The sequence below is a fragment of the Streptomyces sp. JLSY215 genome (assembly GCF_059682825.1).
Genome location: NZ_CM185022.1, coordinates 8281009 through 8297167, shown reverse-complemented (window position 1 = coordinate 8297167; position 16159 = coordinate 8281009). Strand labels below are relative to the sequence as shown.

At 70.7% G+C, this 16159-nt stretch carries 9 protein-coding genes; 7 read left to right on the top strand and 2 right to left on the bottom strand.

What is annotated here, in order from left to right; all coding sequences use genetic code 11:
- Window positions 1-301 precede the first annotated feature (301 nt).
- Window positions 302-1069 (bottom strand): thioesterase II family protein, encoded by a 768-nt coding sequence (locus tag AC5677_RS36700; RefSeq protein WP_497192215.1) that lies wholly within the window; start codon window positions 1067-1069, stop codon window positions 302-304.
- Window positions 1070-1286: 217 nt separating this feature from the next.
- Window positions 1287-2318, bottom strand: coding sequence for a GDP-mannose 4,6-dehydratase (locus tag AC5677_RS36695; protein ID WP_497192214.1), 1032 nt, complete (start codon window positions 2316-2318; stop codon window positions 1287-1289).
- 417 nt (window positions 2319-2735) lie between these two features.
- Here AC5677_RS36695 and AC5677_RS36690 point away from each other — a divergent pair, with 417 nt between their 5' ends.
- The 7 genes from AC5677_RS36690 to AC5677_RS36660 all read left to right on the top strand — a co-directional run bounded on the left by AC5677_RS36690 (window position 2736) and on the right by AC5677_RS36660 (window position 16104).
- The gene (locus AC5677_RS36690; RefSeq protein WP_497192213.1) at window positions 2736-4544 is read left to right on the top strand and encodes an ABC transporter ATP-binding protein; all 1809 of its coding nucleotides are present in this window, start codon (window positions 2736-2738) and stop codon (window positions 4542-4544) included.
- Window positions 4522-6345, top strand: coding sequence for an ABC transporter ATP-binding protein (locus AC5677_RS36685; RefSeq protein WP_497192212.1), 1824 nt, complete (start codon window positions 4522-4524; stop codon window positions 6343-6345). The genes AC5677_RS36690 and AC5677_RS36685 overlap by 23 nt, the downstream gene beginning before the upstream one ends.
- 135 nt (window positions 6346-6480) lie before the next feature.
- The gene (locus tag AC5677_RS36680; RefSeq protein ID WP_497192211.1) at window positions 6481-8139 is read left to right on the top strand and encodes a GMC oxidoreductase; all 1659 of its coding nucleotides are present in this window, start codon (window positions 6481-6483) and stop codon (window positions 8137-8139) included.
- An 88-nt stretch (window positions 8140-8227) separates the two neighbouring features.
- Complete coding sequence (locus tag AC5677_RS36675) at window positions 8228-9286, top strand: DegT/DnrJ/EryC1/StrS family aminotransferase (protein ID WP_497192210.1); 1059 nt, start codon at window positions 8228-8230, stop codon at window positions 9284-9286.
- Between the two features lie 30 nt (window positions 9287-9316).
- Window positions 9317-10501 carry a cytochrome P450 gene (locus AC5677_RS36670; protein WP_497192209.1) on the top strand — a complete coding sequence of 395 codons (1185 nt, stop codon included), beginning with the start codon at window positions 9317-9319 and terminating at the stop codon, window positions 10499-10501.
- Between the two features lie 54 nt (window positions 10502-10555).
- A complete protein-coding gene (locus AC5677_RS36665) occupies window positions 10556-10747 on the top strand; it encodes a ferredoxin (RefSeq protein ID WP_497192208.1) in 192 nt (63 codons plus the stop codon).
- An 80-nt stretch (window positions 10748-10827) separates the two neighbouring features.
- A complete protein-coding gene (locus AC5677_RS36660; RefSeq protein WP_497192207.1) occupies window positions 10828-16104 on the top strand; it encodes a type I polyketide synthase in 5277 nt (1758 codons plus the stop codon).
- Window positions 16105-16159 lie beyond the last annotated feature (55 nt).

Here is a 16159-nt window from a genome sequence, read left to right as displayed (position 1 = left end):
GTTCGCCACGTTCAACCAACCCATCTCAAGACCGTCGGACAGCAGAGGATTTCGATGTGGGCATCCGGCACTGAGGACGGCCGTTCCACAGCGACTGAGTGATCTGCGTGCCCTGCACGAGGCAGCTCGACGTTCCGCACGCCACTCGCCCAGTCTCGACCGGGTTTGCCATGAAATTCCCTAGAGTCGGCCGGACCCTGGGCCGGCCGTGCGCCCACGAGAAAACGGCGCCCGCGGACGTCGGGCGCCGACGCCGCGGGCGCAGCGTTGTGGTGCGGCGGCGCACCGGCAGGGACTCACCTCACGCCGGGGACTCCGCCTCGGCCGTGAGGCGTTCACGCAGGAGTGCCAGTACGGCCGGAGCCTGGGAGCTGAGGAAGAAGTGACCGCCGGGATACACCTGGAGGTCGAACGCCCCCGTGGTGTGCGCGCGCCAGTCCGCGGCCTCCTCCAGCGTGGTCTTGGGGTCGCTGTCACCGGTCAGCGCGGTGATCGGCGCCTTGATCGCCGCGCCGGGAGCGCAGCGGTAGGTCTCCACCGCGGTGTAGTCGCTGCGGATCGCCGGGAGGATCATGCGCAGCAGCTCCTCGTCGCCCAGCAGCGCGGCGTCCGTACCGGAGAGCAGCTTCAGTTCGGCGACGATCCCGTCGTCGTCGCGCCGGTGCACGCTCTCCGCTCGGTAGCGCGAGGGCGCGCGCCGTCCGGAAGCGAAGAGGTGCGTCAGTTCGCCTCCGTCGGCCTCCAGCCGCCGGGCCACCTCGAAGGCGACCATCGCGCCCATGCTGTGCCCGAAGAACGCCGTCGGCCGCGACCGGAGCCGGTCCCGCAGGGCCGCGTACACCTGATCGGCCATGTCCGTGATGCCGCTGGGGCTGGTCTCGGTGCGCCGGTCCTGGCGGCCGGGGTACTGCACCGACAGCACCTCCGCCACGGATGCCAGCTGTGCCGATACGGGGAAGAAGAAGGAGGCCGAACCGCCCGCGTGCGGAAAGCAGACGAGCTGGCTTCGCTGGTGCGGCGCCGGGTGGTAGCACCGGGCCCAGAGCCCTTCCGCCGTGGTCGTCGTCATGGTGCTGACTCCTCCTCGCGATGGCGCCGGACCGGTCCGGCGGGATGCGGCCGCCGATCGCCGGCCCTGGTGTTCACACGTCCATTCCACAAAGAGGAGCACGGGAAATCACCTAGTATCCGCGCTGCGTGTGACGGCGGGCCCGCCGTGCCGAAGCCGTACGGGATACGCCCGGGGCGCACACGGCGCGCCGGGGTATCCCGTGGGTCCGGCCCGGCTACCAGCTGGCGGCCAGCAGCAGGTCCCCGTACTCCTGCTCGCGGGACGCCTGGCGCAGGTCGGCGTCGACCATCATCCGCATCAGTTCGGGGAAGTTGACGGCGGGCTCCCAGCCCAGCTGCGTGCGGGCGCGCTCGGCGTCCGCGCACAGGATCTCCACCTCGGCCGGGCGCACCAGCGAGGGGTCGATGTTGACGTAGTCCTCCCAGTTCAGGCCCACATGCTCGAAGGCGATGCGGACGGCGTCGCGGACCGAGTGCATCTCGCCGGTCCCGATCACGTAGTCGCCCGGCTCGTCCTGTTGCAGCATCAGGTGCATGGCACGGACGTAGTCTCCGGCGAAGCCCCAGTCACGTACGGCATCGAGGTTTCCCAGGGACAGCTTGTCCTGGTAGCCGAGCTTGATGCGGGCCACCGCGAGCGAGATCTTCCGGGTCACGAACTCCGCACCACGGCGAGGGGATTCATGGTTGAAGAGCATGCCGGAGACCGCGTACATACCGAAGGACTCCCGGTAGTTGCGGGTGATGAAGTGCCCGTAGGTCTTCGCCACGCCGTAGGGGCTGCGCGGGCGGAAGATGGTGGTCTCGCGCTGCGGGGTCTCGGCGACCTTGCCGAACATCTCCGACGAGGACGCCTGGTAGAAGCGTATCTGCCCGCCGCCGTCACTCCGGGAGCCGTTCAGGCCGCTGACCATGCGGATCGCCTCCAGCATGCGCAGGACGCCCATGCCGTTGATCTCGGTGACGAGTTCGGGCTGCTGCCAGGACATCGGTACGAAGGAGATCGCACCGAGGTTGTAGATCTCGTCGGGCTGCACCTTGTCGACGGCGGAACACAGGCTGGACTGGTCCATCAAGTCGCCGTCGACGAAGTTCAGTTCGGACACCAGCCGACTGACCCGCGACTTCCTGGGATTCGCCTGACCTCGTATCAGACCCCACACCTGGTACCCCTGTGCGAGCAGGTGCTCGGCCAGATAGGAGCCGTCCTGCCCGGTGATTCCGGTGATCAGCGCACGCTTGGACATCTCATTCCTCTCCTCCGCATAGAACAGACCGCCCAAACGCAGAGCCGAGTCGGCTGCTTGGCCTTTTGACTGCTTGGTCTCTTGGCTGCTTGGCTGCTTGGCTCCGAATGGCATCGGCCGGCATCGAAAACGCCGCGGTCCGGACGCTGGGGCATCGCACGCTTCCAAGCAGCCGGTCACGATGTCAAGAAATTCCGGGCACACTAGGGAATTCCCGAGTTCCCGCCACCGGGTGTTTGTGGCCCGTTGTCGTGGGCGCGGCCGGATCCTGCGCGGCCCAGCAGCGCCGGCCGCCGGGACACTAGGGATTTTCCGGTGTGCGGTGCGCTGCACTGTCCAGGTGTGCCCCCTCCAGGCCCGGCCGACGCCCTCATCCGAACCGCCGGCCGGGCCTGCCGTCTCCTGGAGCGTCGCCCGGTGCTGCTCAGCCTTCTGCGAATCCATCTGCGGCCCCATCGGCGTTCCGTCGCCCTGCTGGGGCTGTTGCAACTGGCGCAGATCCTGGCCACTCTGGCGCTGCCGACGCTGGGCGCCGCGGTCATCGACAACGGCGTGGTCGGGGCCGACAGCGGCTACATCATCCGGACCGGCCTGGTCATGCTGGCCGCGGCGCTCGTGCAGGTCGCGGCGTCCGTGGGCGCGGTGGCGCTGGGCGCCCGTACGGCCATGGCGATGGGCCGCGACCTGCGCTCGGCCGTCTTCCGCCGGGTCCTGGACTTCTCGGCCCGCGAGGTCGGGCAGTTCGGCACCCCGTCGCTGATGACCCGGACCGTCAACGACGTACAGCAGGTACAGACGCTGGTGCTGCCGGCATTCGGCGTCGCCGTATCGGCACCCCTGATGTGCCTGGGCAGCATCGTGCTCGCCCTCCAGCAGGACATTCAGCTCTCCCTGCTCCTGGTGACGCTGACGGTGGCCGTCGGAATGTCCTTCGGAATCGTTCTCGGCCGCACCGATCCGTTCTACGCCCGTATGCAGAGAAACCTGGACCGCATCAATGGGCTGCTGCGCGAACGCATTACCGGAGTCCGCGTCGTACGGGCCTTTGTACGCGATGCCCATGAAGGCGCGAGATTTGACCGCACCAATTCGGAATTACGCGAAATCTCGCTGCGCGTCGGCCGGCTGCTGGCGACCGTCATCCCCCTCGTACTGCTGGTCCTGAATGCCTTCATGGTGGCGGTGCTGTGGTTCGGCGCGCACCGGGTCGACTCCGGCGCGATACGGTTCGGCGCGCTCAGTGCGTTTCTGAGCTATCTGACGCTGATCCTGATGTCGGTGGTGATGCTGACCTTCGTGTGCCTGGCGATGCCGCGGGCGAGGGTCTCCGCCGAGCGTATCCAGCAGGTGCTGGCGGCCGAGCCGAGCGTGGCGCCGCCGAGCGAACCCGTGCGCGCGGTGCCCGCGGCCGGCCGGCTGTCCTTGCACGGAGCCGGGTTCCGCTATCCGGGAGCGAAGGAGCCGGTGCTGCGCGGCATCGATCTGAGCGTCGGGCCCGGCGAGACCGTGGCGGTCCTCGGCAGCACGGGCAGCGGCAAGACCACCCTGCTCAACCTCGTGCTGCGGCACTTCGACGCCACCGACGGCTCCGTCCGCGTAGGCGGCGTCGATGTCCGCACGCTGGACGCGGAGGTGCTGCGCCGCACCGTCGGCTTCGTACCGCAGCGGCCGTACCTCTTCTCCGGCACCGTCGCGAGCAATCTGCGCTTCGGCGACCCGGGCGCCACCGACGAGGAACTCTGGCGCGTGCTGGAGATCGCCCAGGCACGCGATTTCGTGGAGCTCCTGCCCGGGGGGCTCAACGCACCGATCACCCAGGGCGGCACCAATGTGTCCGGCGGGCAGCGGCAGCGCCTGGCGATCGCCCGCACCCTGCTGCGCAGGCCGGACATCTACCTCTTCGACGACTGTTTCTCCGCGCTGGACCACGCCACGGACGCCGCGCTGCGGGCCGCCCTGGAGCCGGAGATCTCCCGGGCGACGGTGGTCACCGTCGCCCAGCGCGTCAGCACCGTCCGCCGCGCGGGGCGCATCCTCGTCCTGGACGCGGGGCGGGTGGCCGCCACCGGAACGCACGAGGAGCTGCTGCGCACCAGTACGACGTACCGGGAGATCGCCCGGTCCCAGCTCACCGCGATCACCGGTGACCACGGCGGCTCCGGCGCGGACGCCGAAGCCGCCACGACCCTTCAGGAGGCTGTCCATGGTCGCGACGGACGGCTCTAGCCACGCGTGGCGCGGCCCCGCCCGCCGCACGCTGGGACTGCTGCGCCCGCACCGTGCCCCGGTGACCGTGGCGGTCGCCCTCGGCATCGGCGGTGTCGTGCTCAACGCGTCGGGCCCGCTGCTCCTCGGCAGGGCCACGGACCTCATCTTCGACGGCATCCGGCGCACCCATGGAGCGCGGGGAGTCGACTTCGACGGCATCGCCCGTGTGCTGCTGATGGCGCTCGCGTTCTTCGCCGTGGCCTCCTTCCTCACCCTCCTCCAGGGGCGGCTGGTCACGGCCGTCGTCCAGCGGGTGGTCTTCGCGCTGCGCCGGTCCGTGGCGGACAAGCTCGCCCGCCTGCCGCTGCGGTACTTCGATCGCCACCCTGCGGGCGAGATGCTCAGCCGGGTGACCAATGACGTCGACAACCTCCAGCAGACCCTCCAGCAGACCCTCAGCCAGCTGATCACGGCGGCGTTCTCCGTGCTGACCATGGTGGTGCTGATGTTCGCCATCTCGCCGCCGCTGGCACTGATCATGCTGACCTGCGTTCCGGTGTCGGCCGTGGTCGCGGCCCGGATCGGCAAGCACGCACAGCCGCGGTTCGCCGAGCAGTGGTCCGCCACCGGAGCGCTGAACGCCCATGTCGAGGAGGTCTACACCGGGCACGCGCTGGTCAAGGGCTTCGGGCGGCGTGAGCAGGCCGAGCGTGTCTTCGACGAGCACAACGAAGCCCTGTACCGCGCCGGCGCGCGGGCCCAGTTCGTCTCCGGCGCCATCGAGCCGTCGATGATGTTCGTCTCCCACCTCGGCTATGTCGTCGTGGCGGTCGTCGGCGCGCTGCGCGTGGTCTCCGGGGCCCTGTCCATCGGCGACGTCCAGGCGTTCATCCTTTACTCCCGGCAGTTCAGTCAGCCGATCGTCGAGGTCGCCGGCATCGCCGCCCGCCTCCAGTCCGCCCTCGCCTCCGCGCAGCGGATCCACGAGCTGCTGGACGCCGACGAACAAGGCCCCGACCCCGAGCGACCCGCGCGCCTCCAACAGGCCCGAGGACACGTCCGGTTCGACAATGTCGGTTTCCGCTACTCCCCCGACATCCCCCTCATCGAGGACCTCTGCCTCACCGTCGAACCCGGCCGGACCGTCGCGGTCGTCGGCCCGACCGGCGCGGGCAAGACCACCCTGGGCAACCTCCTCATGCGGTTCTACGAAACCGACGCGGGGCGCATTTTCCTGGACGGCACCGATATCACCACCCTGACGCGCGAGGACCTGCGCTCCCACATCGGCCTGGTGCTCCAGGACGCCTGGCTGTTCTCCGGCACCATCGCCGAGAACATCGCCTACGGGCGCCCCGACGCGACGCGCGAGGAGATCGTGGCCGCCGCCCGCGCCACGTGCGCCGACCGCTTCATCCGCACCCTGCCGGACGGCTACGACACCGTCCTGGACGAGGAGTCGGCCAACGTCAGCGCGGGCGAGAAGCAGCTCATCACCATTGCCCGCGCCTTCCTGGCCCGGCCCTCGATCCTGCTCCTGGACGAGGCGACCAGCTCCGTCGACACCCGCACGGAAGTCCTCATCCAACGCGCCATGCACTCGCTGCGCGCGGGCCGCACCAGCTTCGTCATCGCCCACCGGCTCTCCACCATCCGTGACGCGGACCTCATCCTCGTCATGGAAGGCGGCCGCATCGTCGAGCGCGGCACCCACGATCAGCTCCTGGCCGCCGAGGGGGCCTACGCCCGGCTGCATTCGGCCGTGGGGCAGCCGGTCAACGGCTCCCGAACCTCTGGCATTTCCCCCAGTCTTTCGTGACCAGGATGGTGGCGCGCGGCGGCTCGGGCCGATGGGCATCGGTCCGCGATCCCCACCGGGACGGCCCCGCGGAACAGCCCCGCGGAAGAGCCCTGCGGGGACGCATCCTGTCGGCGAAGGTCGGGTACCACCAGCATGTTTGAGAACCAGCAGAACCAGCATCTGTCACGGCGCCGTCTGCTCGGACTGGCCGCCCTCAGCGGCGCCGCCGTCGCCGGAATGACCACGATTTCCGCCGCCCCGCGTGCCGCGGCCGCCGACAGGCGGAGTCCCAAGGCCCGCAGCGGCTCGTTCGTACCGGCCGTGGTGATCGGTACGGGTTACGGCGCCGCGGTCTCCGCGCTGCGGCTCGGCGAGGCCGGAATTCCCACGCTCATGCTCGAAATGGGCCAGCTGTGGAACAAGCCCGCCGACGACGGCAATGTCTTCTGCGGCATGCTCACGCCCGACCGCCGCTCCAGCTGGTTCAAGTCCCGCACCGAGGCCCCGCTCGGCTCGTTCCTGTGGCTGGATGTCGTCAACCGCAACATCGACCCGTACGCGGGAGTGCTGGACAAGGTGCACTTCGACCAGATGTCGGTGTACGTGGGGCGCGGTGTCGGCGGTGGCTCGCTGGTCAACGGCGGCATGGCCGTCGTACCGAAGCGGTCGTACTTCGAGGAGGTCCTCCCGCGGGTGGACGCCGCCGAGATGTACGACCGGTACTTCCCGCGCGCCAACTCGATGCTCAAGGTGAACCACATCGACACGGGCTGGTTCGAGGAGACCGAGTGGTACAAGTTCGCGCGGGTCTCACGCGAACAGGCGGGCAAGGCGGGCCTGAGCACCACCTTCGTCCCCAACGTCTACGACTTCGACCGGATGCGCCGCGAGGCGGCCGGCGAGGTGCCCAAGTCCGCGCTGGCGGGCGAGGTCATCTACGGCAACAACCACGGCAAACAGAGCCTGGACAAGACCTACTTGGCCGCCGCGCTCGGCACCGGCAAGGTCACCATCGAGACCCTGCACCAGGTCAAGGCGATCCGTCAGCAGCCGGACGGCAGCTACGTCCTGTCCGTGGACCAGATCGACGCCAACGGCACGGTCGTCACCCACAAGGAGATCGCCTGCCGCCACCTGTTCCTCGGCGCCGGCAGCCTCGGCTCCACCGAGCTGCTGGTACGCGCCCGGGACACCGGCACGCTGCCCGACCTCAACGCCAAGGTCGGCGCGGGCTGGGGCCCCAACGGCAACATCATGACCGGCCGGGCCAACCACGTCTGGAACACCACCGGGGCCCACCAGTCCTCGATCCCCGCTCTGGGCATCGACGACTGGGACAACCCCGCCGCCCCGGTCTTCGCGGAGATCGCGCCGATGCCGGCCGGTGTGGAGACCTGGGTCAGCCTCTATCTGGCGATCACCAAGAACCCCGAGCGCGGCACCTTCGTCTACGACAAGGCCACCGACCGGGCCGCGCTGCGCTGGACACGGGACCAGAACACGCCCGCGGTCAACGCCGCGAAGTCGCTCTTCGACCGGATCAACAAGGCCAACACCACGATGTACCGCTACGACTTGTTCGGTCCGCAGCTGAAGAACTTCTCCGACGACTTCTGCTACCACCCCCTCGGCGGCTGCGTCCTGGGCGAGGCCACCGACGGGTACGGCCGGGTCGCGGGCTACCGCAACCTCTACGTCACGGACGGCGCACTCATCCCGGGGTCCATCGGGGTCAACCCCTTCGTGACCATCACGGCGCTGGCCGAGCGGAACATCGAGCGGATCATCGCGGAGGACGTCAAGGCCGCGTAGTCGTGCCGCCCCCCGTCTGTCGCCATAAGGCCGCACAAGCACACACGTCCGTACGAGGACCACGAGAAGGACAAGGAAGAGGCAGCGGATGTCGTTCAAGTACCCCGTGTCCACGCCCGCTCTGGACGGCCGGGAACTGGAGTATCTGACCGGTGCCGTCGAGGACGGCTGGATTTCGTCGCAGGGCCCGATGGTCGGGCGGTTCGAGCGTGCCTTCGCGGACTACAACGGCGTCGCGCACGGCGTGTCCTGTTCGTCGGGGACGGCGGCGCTCACGCTGGCGCTGCGGGCGCTGGGTATCGGCCCGGGGGACGAGGTGATCGTTCCGGAGTTCACGATGGTCGCCTCGGCGTGGGCGGTCACCTACACCGGCGCGACGCCCGTGTTCGTGGACTGCGGGGACGACCTCAATATCGATGTCACGCGTATCGAGGAGAAGATCACGGCGCGGACGAAGGCCGTGATGCCCGTCCACATCTATGGCCGGCGCTGCGACATGGACGCGGTGATGGACATCGCGTTCCAGTACAACCTGCGGGTCGTGGAGGACAGCGCCGAGGCCCACGGCGTCCGGCCGGTCGGGGACATCGCGTGCTATTCGCTGTTCGCCAACAAGATCATCACGGCGGGCGAGGGCGGCATCTGTCTCACCGACGACCCCAACCTGGCCGGGCAGCTGGCGCATCTGCGCGCCATGGCGTTCACCAAGGACCACAGCTTCCTGCACAAGAAGGTCGCCTACAACTTCCGGATGACGGCGATGCAGGCCGCCGTCGCGCTCGCCCAGGTCGAGCGGCTGGATGACATCCTCGCCATGCGGCGGGAGATCGAGCGGCGCTATGACGAGGGGCTCGCCGGCGTTCCCGGTATCACGCTGTTGCCGCCGCGGGACGTGCTGTGGATGTACGACCTGCGGGCCGAACGCCGCGAGGAACTGCGGGAGTTCCTGGCCGGTGAGTCGATCGAGACCCGGCTGTTCTTCAAGCCGATGAGTCGGCAGCCCATGTACTTCCACCCCGACTGGCCCTCGCTCAAGGCGAACACCTTCGCCGAGGACGGGCTGTATCTGCCCACCCACACCGGACTGTCCGCCTCCGACCAGGACTTCGTGATCGACCGGGTCCGCGCGTTCTACGGCGTCGACTGACGGTCCGTCAGAGAGAGGTCATATCCACCCATGACGCACACAGACCCGGCCACGCCGCCGGCCGTCGACTTTCCGCAGCGTATGCCCGGCGTGCCGTTCCCGCCGCCCGACTACGCCGACTACCGCGGCCGCAAGGGGCTGGTCCGCTCGCACCTGTCCGACGGCAAGCGGGTGTGGCTGGTCACCCGGCACGAGGACGTACGCGCCGTACTGACCAACCCGAGCATCAGCTCCAACCCCCAGCACAAGGGATTCCCCAACGTCGGGAACCTGGGCGTGCCCAAGCAGGACCAGATCCCGGGCTGGTTCGTGGGCATGGACTCCCCCGAGCACGACCGGTTCCGCAAGGCCCTCATCCCGGAGTTCACCGTCCGGCGGGTACGCGCGATGAAGCCCGCGATCGAGCGCACGGTGGACGCACAACTGGACCTCATGCTGGCCGCCGGCAACACCGCCGACCTCGTCGCCGACTTCGCCCTGCCCATCCCCTCCCTGGTGATCTCCGCGCTGCTCGGCGTGCCGCCCGCCGACCGCGAGTTCTTCGAGTCCAGGACCCGCGTCCTGGTCTCCCTCCGCTCCTCCACCGACGAGGACCGCATGGCCGCCGCCAAGGACCTCCTGCGGTACATCAACCGGCTGGTGGAGATCAAACAGAAGTGGGGCGGCGACGACCTCATCACACGGCTGCTGGCCACCGGCGCCATCGCCCCCCACGAAATGTCCGGCGTGCTGATGCTCCTGCTCATCGCCGGCCACGAGACCACGGCCAACAACATCGCCCTCGGCGTGGTCACCCTGCTGGCGAACCCGCAATGGATCGGCGACGACCGGGCCGTGGAGGAGACGCTGCGCTTCCACTCCGTCGCCGATCTGGTGTCCCTGCGTGTCGCGGTCCAGGACGTGGAAATCGCCGGGCAGCTCATCAAGGCGGGCGAGGGGATCGTGCCGCTGGTCGCCGCCGCCAACCATGACGAGAACGCCTTCGAGTGCCCCCACGCCTTCGACCCCTCCCGGTCCGCCCGCCACCATGTGGCCTTCGGCTACGGCGTACACCAATGCCTGGGACAGAACCTGGTGCGGATCGAGATGGAAGTCGCCTACCGGAAACTCTTCGAGCGCATCCCGAACCTCGAACTCGCCGTATCCACCGACGGGTTGGACATCAAGTACGACGGCGTGCTCTACGGCCTGAACGAGTTGCCCGTCCGCTGGTAGCCGCGCCCGGCCGCGCCGGGCGGCGCCCCCATCCACCGCAGGAGACACCTCGACATGCGTATCACCGTTGACCCCGACCGCTGCGTGGGAGCGGGCCAGTGCGCGCTCAACGCGCCCGCGCTCTTCGACCAGGACGACGACGGACTCGTCACCCTCCTGGCCGAGCCCGGCGCCGACCAGCACGACAAGGCCCGGCTGGCCGGCGCCCTGTGCCCGTCCGGGGCGATCACCGTGCAGGAGGGCTGAGGCCCCCGTCCCGGGCAGGAGCTCGTGTCCGAACCCCGCCCGTCCCCACAACTGACGAGAGTGCTTGAGATCCGGGAGTGATGGTGCCCGTCCACACGAATGACTACGCGATCCAGCCGCCCGCCGACACCACGCGGGTACCGGGCGGCTTCACCCTGCCTGAGGTGTTCGGGGCCGCCGTGGATTCCGCCCCCACCGCAGTGGCCCTCGTCGACGGGCACCGCTCCTGGACCTGGGCGCAGTGGCGGGCGGACGTCGACGCGCTGGCACGCGGGCTCCAGGAGTCGGGCGTCGCACCCGGCGACGTGGTGGCGATGCGGCTGCCGAACTGCTGGGAGCTGCCGACCCTGCATCTGGCCGTCGCGGCCGTCGGCGCGGTACTGCTGCCCATCCACCACGGCACCCCGCTCCCGGAGGTCCATGCGCTGCTGACCCGGGCGGAACCCGTCCTTCTCGTCCTGTCGGCCTCCGGGAGCGAGAGCCCGGCGACGGCGCGTTCGCTTCTGGAGAGCGTGCCGTCGCTGCGCGGCGTGCTGATGGCCGGGGCGCCGGAGGCGGAGGGTCGGGATCCGGAGGTCGGGTCGCTGGACGGGCTGCTGGCGGCCTGGGCCGGCAGCGGGCCCCGGCCGGTGGACGTCACCCCCGACATGCCGCTCGTTCTCGTCCCCTCGTCGGGGACGACCGCGGCGCGGCCCAAGCTGTGTGTGCACAGCCACGACGGTCTGCTGTCGAACACCGCGGCCGTCACCGCCGAGGCCGCCGACGCCTTCGACGGTCCGGTCCTCACGGCCTGCCCGATGACCCATCTGTTCGGCCTCCAGTCCCTGCACGCGGCGCTGTTCGCCGTCTGCGCGCAGGTCCTGCTCACCGGCTGGGACGTGGACCGCTTCCTGGAACTGGCTCAGGAACACCACCCTCGCGTCGTGTTCGCCGTGCCCGCCCAGCTGCGGGACGTCGTGGCATGCCTGGCCAGGACGGGCGAGCCCGCGGGCTTCACGCCGTACCAGGTACGTACCGCGGGGGCCGCCGTCGCGCCCGCGCTCGCCGTGCAGGTACGCGCCGTCCTGGACTGCGAACTGGTCGTGGTGTGGGGGATGTCCGAGATCGGCACCGGCACCCGCACCCGGGCCCAGGACCCCGACGGCTGTGTGGGAGTGCCGGTCCGTGGGGTGGACGTGCGGGTCGTCGACGAGCACGGCCGCGTGTGCGCGGCGGGCGAGAGGGGTGAACTCCATTACCGGGGGCCAGGGTTGTTCCGCGGCTATTTCCGCGAACCGGAGCTGACGCGCTCGGCCCTCACCGATGACGGCTGGCTGCGGACCGGCGATCTCGCGACCATCGGCGCCGACGGCACGGTGGTGCTGCACGGCCGGGCGGCCGAGCTGATCAATACGGGGGGCCGGAAGTTCAGCGCCACCGAGGTCGAGGGGCTGCTCGCGGACCTCGCGGGCCTGGGTCCGCTGGCCGTGGCGGGCGCACCGGACGACCGGCTCGGGGAGTATCCGTGCCTGGTCGTGACCGACCGCGCGGACGGCACGATCGGCCTGAGCGAAGTGACCGCGTTCCTGCGCCGGCGGGGGCTCGCCGACCACAAGATCCCCCTCGAACTGGTCACCGTGCGCGAGCTTCCCCTTTCCCCTGCCGGGAAGCTCGACCGCCGGGCGCTCCAGCGGCTGCTCGCGAGCCTTGAGGAGGTGTCCGTTCCGGCCCGTCTCGGCGCGGCCGTGCCCTACACGGCCGAGGAGGCGCTGGAACTCGTCCGCGACTGCGTCGGCCGGGTGCTCCGTTACAGCGGCGCGGCCGTCCCCACCTCTTCGGACAAGGACTTCTTCTCCCCGGACAAGGACTTCCGCCAGCTCGGCCTGGACTCCCTGCACGCGGTGCGGCTGCGGAACCTTCTGCGGGAGGAGACCGGTCTGCCGCTCCCGGCCACCCTGGCCTTCGACTCCCCCACTCCGCGGGCCGTCGCGCGCGTACTGGCCGAGCAGGACGAGCCGTCCCGGCAGGAGCCGTGGGAGATCCCGGCGGACGGCGGCGAACCGGTGGCGATCGTGGGCATGGCCTGCCGGCTGCCGGGTGGCGCCGACTCCCCCGACGCCCTGTGGGAGCTGCTCGCCGAGGGGACCGACGCGATGTCCCCCTTCCCCACGGACCGCGGCTGGGACCTGGACCGGCTGTTCGACGAGGATCCCGACCGCCCGGGTACCTCGTACGCGCGCGAAGGCGGCTTCCTGCATGACGCGGGCGACTTCGACGCGGGCTTCTTCGGCCTGTCGGACCAGGAGGCGACGGCGACCGATCCGCAGCAGCGACTGCTTCTGGAGGCGGCCTGGGAGACCTTCGAGCGGGCGGGCTTCGACCCGCAGTCCCTGAAGGGAACCCGCACGGGCGTGTTCACGGGCGCGATGGACCGCGGCTACGGAACCCTCGCGTCCGCCGCGCCCGGCGCAGGGGAGAGCATGCTGATCACCGGGGCCGCGGGCAGCGCGGTCTCGGGGCGCATCGCCTACACCTACGGGCTCGAAGGCCCCGCGCTGACGGTCGACACCGCCTCCTCGTCCTCCCTCGTCGCCCTGCATCTGGCCTGCCGGTCCCTGCGGTCGGGCGAGACCGACCTGGCGCTGGCCGGCGGCGTCACCGTCATGGCGACCCCGGCGCCCTTCGCACACTTCTCGCGGCTGCGCGCGCTGTCCCCGGACTCCCGCGCCATGGCCTACGCGGACGCCGCGAACGGCTCCGCGTGGTCGGAGGGCGCGGGGCTGCTGCTACTGGAGCGGCTGAGCGACGCCCGGCGCAACGGACACCGTGTCCTGGCGCTCGTACGGGGCTCCGCCGTGAATCAGGACGGCGCCTCCAACGGACTCACCGCGCCGAGCGGGCCCGCGCAGCAGCGCGTCATCCGCCAGGCCCTGGCCGACGCCGGGCTGACGCCGCAGGACGTGGACGCAGTGGAGGGGCACGGCACCGGCACTCCGCTCGGCGACCCCATCGAGGCCCAGGCCCTGCTGGCCACGTACGGCCAACAGCGCCCGGAGGGACGGCCGTTGTGGCTGGGGTCGGTGAAGTCGAACATCGGGCACACACAGGCCGCCGCCGGAGTCGTCGGGGTCATCAAGACGGTGCTCGCGCTGCGCCACGGCGTCCTGCCTCAGACCCTGCACGTGGACGCTCCCTCCACCGAAGTGGACTGGACCGCCGGTTCGGTGCGGCTGCTGACCGAGGCCCGGCCCTGGCCACGGGAGAGCGGACGCACGCGCCGGGCGGGGGTGTCCTCGTTCGGACTCACCGGCACCAACGCGCACGTGATCCTGGAGGAGACGCCGGGAGAGGAGCCGGAAGGGGCGCGGGACGAGGTTCCCAAGGAGGCGCGGGACGCCTCCTCGCCGTCCCGGATCCCGGAGCCGGCCGGTGACACGGCCGCGCCCTGGGTGCTCTCCGCCCGGAGCCGGCCGGCGCTGCGTGCGCAGGCGCGCCGCCTGGCCGAGAAGGTGGCCGCCGACCCCGGCCTCCGGGCCCAGGATGTCGCCCATGCCCTGGCCACCTCCCGTACCCTGCACCGGCACCGGGCCGTCGTCAGCGGCTCCGACCGGGCACAACTGCTCGCCGCGACGGCGCGGTTCGGGCGCGGTGAACGGACCGCGGGCGTCACCCCGGACGATTCCGCCCCGGGCGGGCCGGCCTTCGTCTTCTCCGGGCAGGGCAGCCAGCGCAACGGCATGGGGCGCGAGGCGGCCGAGGCGTTCCCCGTCTTCGGACAGGCGCTGGGCGAGGTGTGCGCCGCGCTGGATCCGCTGCTGGCGCGGCCGCTGACGTCGGTGATGTGGGCGACTCCCGGCTCCGAGGAGGCGGCCCGCCTCGACGACACCACCTACACGCAGCCCGCCCTGTTCGCCGTCCAGGTCGCCCTGTACCGGCTGTTCGAGTCCTGGGGAGTGGTCCCGGACCACCTGGTCGGGCATTCGGTCGGCGAGATCTCCGCCGCTCATGTGGCGGGCGTGCTCGGCCTCCAGGACGCGTGCACCCTGGTGGCGGCCCGCAGCAGGCTGATGGGCGCGCTGCCGCCCGGCGGTGCGATGGTGGCGGTACGCATCACGGAAGCCGAAGTGACCCCTTGGCTCGCGGAGTTGACGGACAAGGTGTCGATCGCCGCCGTCAACGGTCCGCACTCCCTCGTCCTCTCGGGTGCCGAGGCCCCGCTCGTCGCCCTCACGGACCGGCTTGCCGCCGCCGGCCACAAAATTCGACGACTCACGGTGAGCACCGCGCCCCACTCGCCGCTGATGGACCCCATGCTGGACGAGTTCCGCGCGGTCGTCCGTACGCTGTCCTACGCCGCGCCCGCCGTTCCCCTCATCTCCACCGTCACCGGCCGTCCGTTGACCGGCGAGGAGGCGCGCGACCCGGAGCGCTGGGTGCGGCACGTGCGGCAGTCCGTACGCTTCAAGGACGCGATCGACCGGCTCCGGGAGGAGCGCGTCACCGGGTTCTTGGAGCTGGGTGCCGAACCGGCACTCACGCCGATGATCGACGAGTGCCTGGAGTCTGCCGACGCACCGCCCGGGACCGCCCTGGTGCCGAGTCTGCGCGCCGGAGTGCCGGAGCGGGATGCCCTGCTCACCGCGGTAGCCCGCATGCACGCCCGTGGCGTTCGCGTCGACTGGGACGCGGTGCTTCCCGGGGCCCGGCCCGTTGCCCTGCCGACGTACGCGTTCCAGCGGCGGCGGTTCTGGCCGGCGCCGGCGCCGGCTCCGGTGAGCCCGGCGGGCTCGGCAGCTCCGACTGCCGACGGGGGCCTCGCGCACGCCGCGGATACCGCGGGCGGGGCGGCGGCCGGGGAAGAGCCGCTGGGGCTGGAGGCCCGGCTGTCCGGTCTCGACGAGGCCGAACAGCACGCGCTCGTACTGGCCCTGGTCCTCGCCGAGACCTCGGCCGTGCTCGGCGACCAGGAGGCGCAGGAGCCGCAGGGCGAGGAGGGCAACCGCACGTTCAAGGAGATGGGCATCAACTCGTTGAACGCCGTCGAGCTGCGCAACCGCCTCATCGCCGCCACGGACCTGCGCCTTCCCGCCACACTCGTCTACGACCACCCCACGCCGAAGGCCGTCGTCCGGCTCGTCCGCGAACGGCTCGCGCGGCCGGCCTCCCCCACCCGCGATGTGGCTACCGTCGTGGCCGAGTTGGAGTCCCTGATGACGGCCGGTGCCGAGGTTTCGGAGGAGACGGTGGCGCGGTTGAAGGCGGTGACGGCGATGACCACGGGGTCGGGCAGCGGTACGGGCGTCGGCCCCGGTGGGGCGCTGGACCTGGTGTCGGCCAGCGACGAGGAACTGTTCCGGCTGATGGACGCGGAGAGTTGACGGGTGCGACCGGCCTCCCGGTCCGGCGTGCCCCTCTTCGCCAACTCTAGGTAAT

What these genes read in the sequence shown, in the direction of transcription:
- AC5677_RS36670 (WP_497192209.1), top strand. Translation starts at nt 9,317, where the DNA reads ATGACGCACACAGACCCGGCCACGCCGCCGGCCGTCGACTTTCCGCAG.
- AC5677_RS36660 (WP_497192207.1), top strand. Translation starts at nt 10,828, where the DNA reads ATGGTGCCCGTCCACACGAATGACTACGCGATCCAGCCGCCCGCCGAC.
- AC5677_RS36695 (WP_497192214.1), bottom strand. Translation starts at nt 2,318, where the DNA reads ATGTCCAAGCGTGCGCTGATCACCGGAATCACCGGGCAGGACGGCTCC.
- AC5677_RS36700 (WP_497192215.1), bottom strand. Translation starts at nt 1,069, where the DNA reads ATGACGACGACCACGGCGGAAGGGCTCTGGGCCCGGTGCTACCACCCG.
- AC5677_RS36685 (WP_497192212.1), top strand. Translation starts at nt 4,522, where the DNA reads ATGGTCGCGACGGACGGCTCTAGCCACGCGTGGCGCGGCCCCGCCCGC.
- AC5677_RS36665 (WP_497192208.1), top strand. Translation starts at nt 10,556, where the DNA reads ATGCGTATCACCGTTGACCCCGACCGCTGCGTGGGAGCGGGCCAGTGC.
- AC5677_RS36675 (WP_497192210.1), top strand. Translation starts at nt 8,228, where the DNA reads ATGTCGTTCAAGTACCCCGTGTCCACGCCCGCTCTGGACGGCCGGGAA.
- AC5677_RS36680 (WP_497192211.1), top strand. Translation starts at nt 6,481, where the DNA reads ATGTTTGAGAACCAGCAGAACCAGCATCTGTCACGGCGCCGTCTGCTC.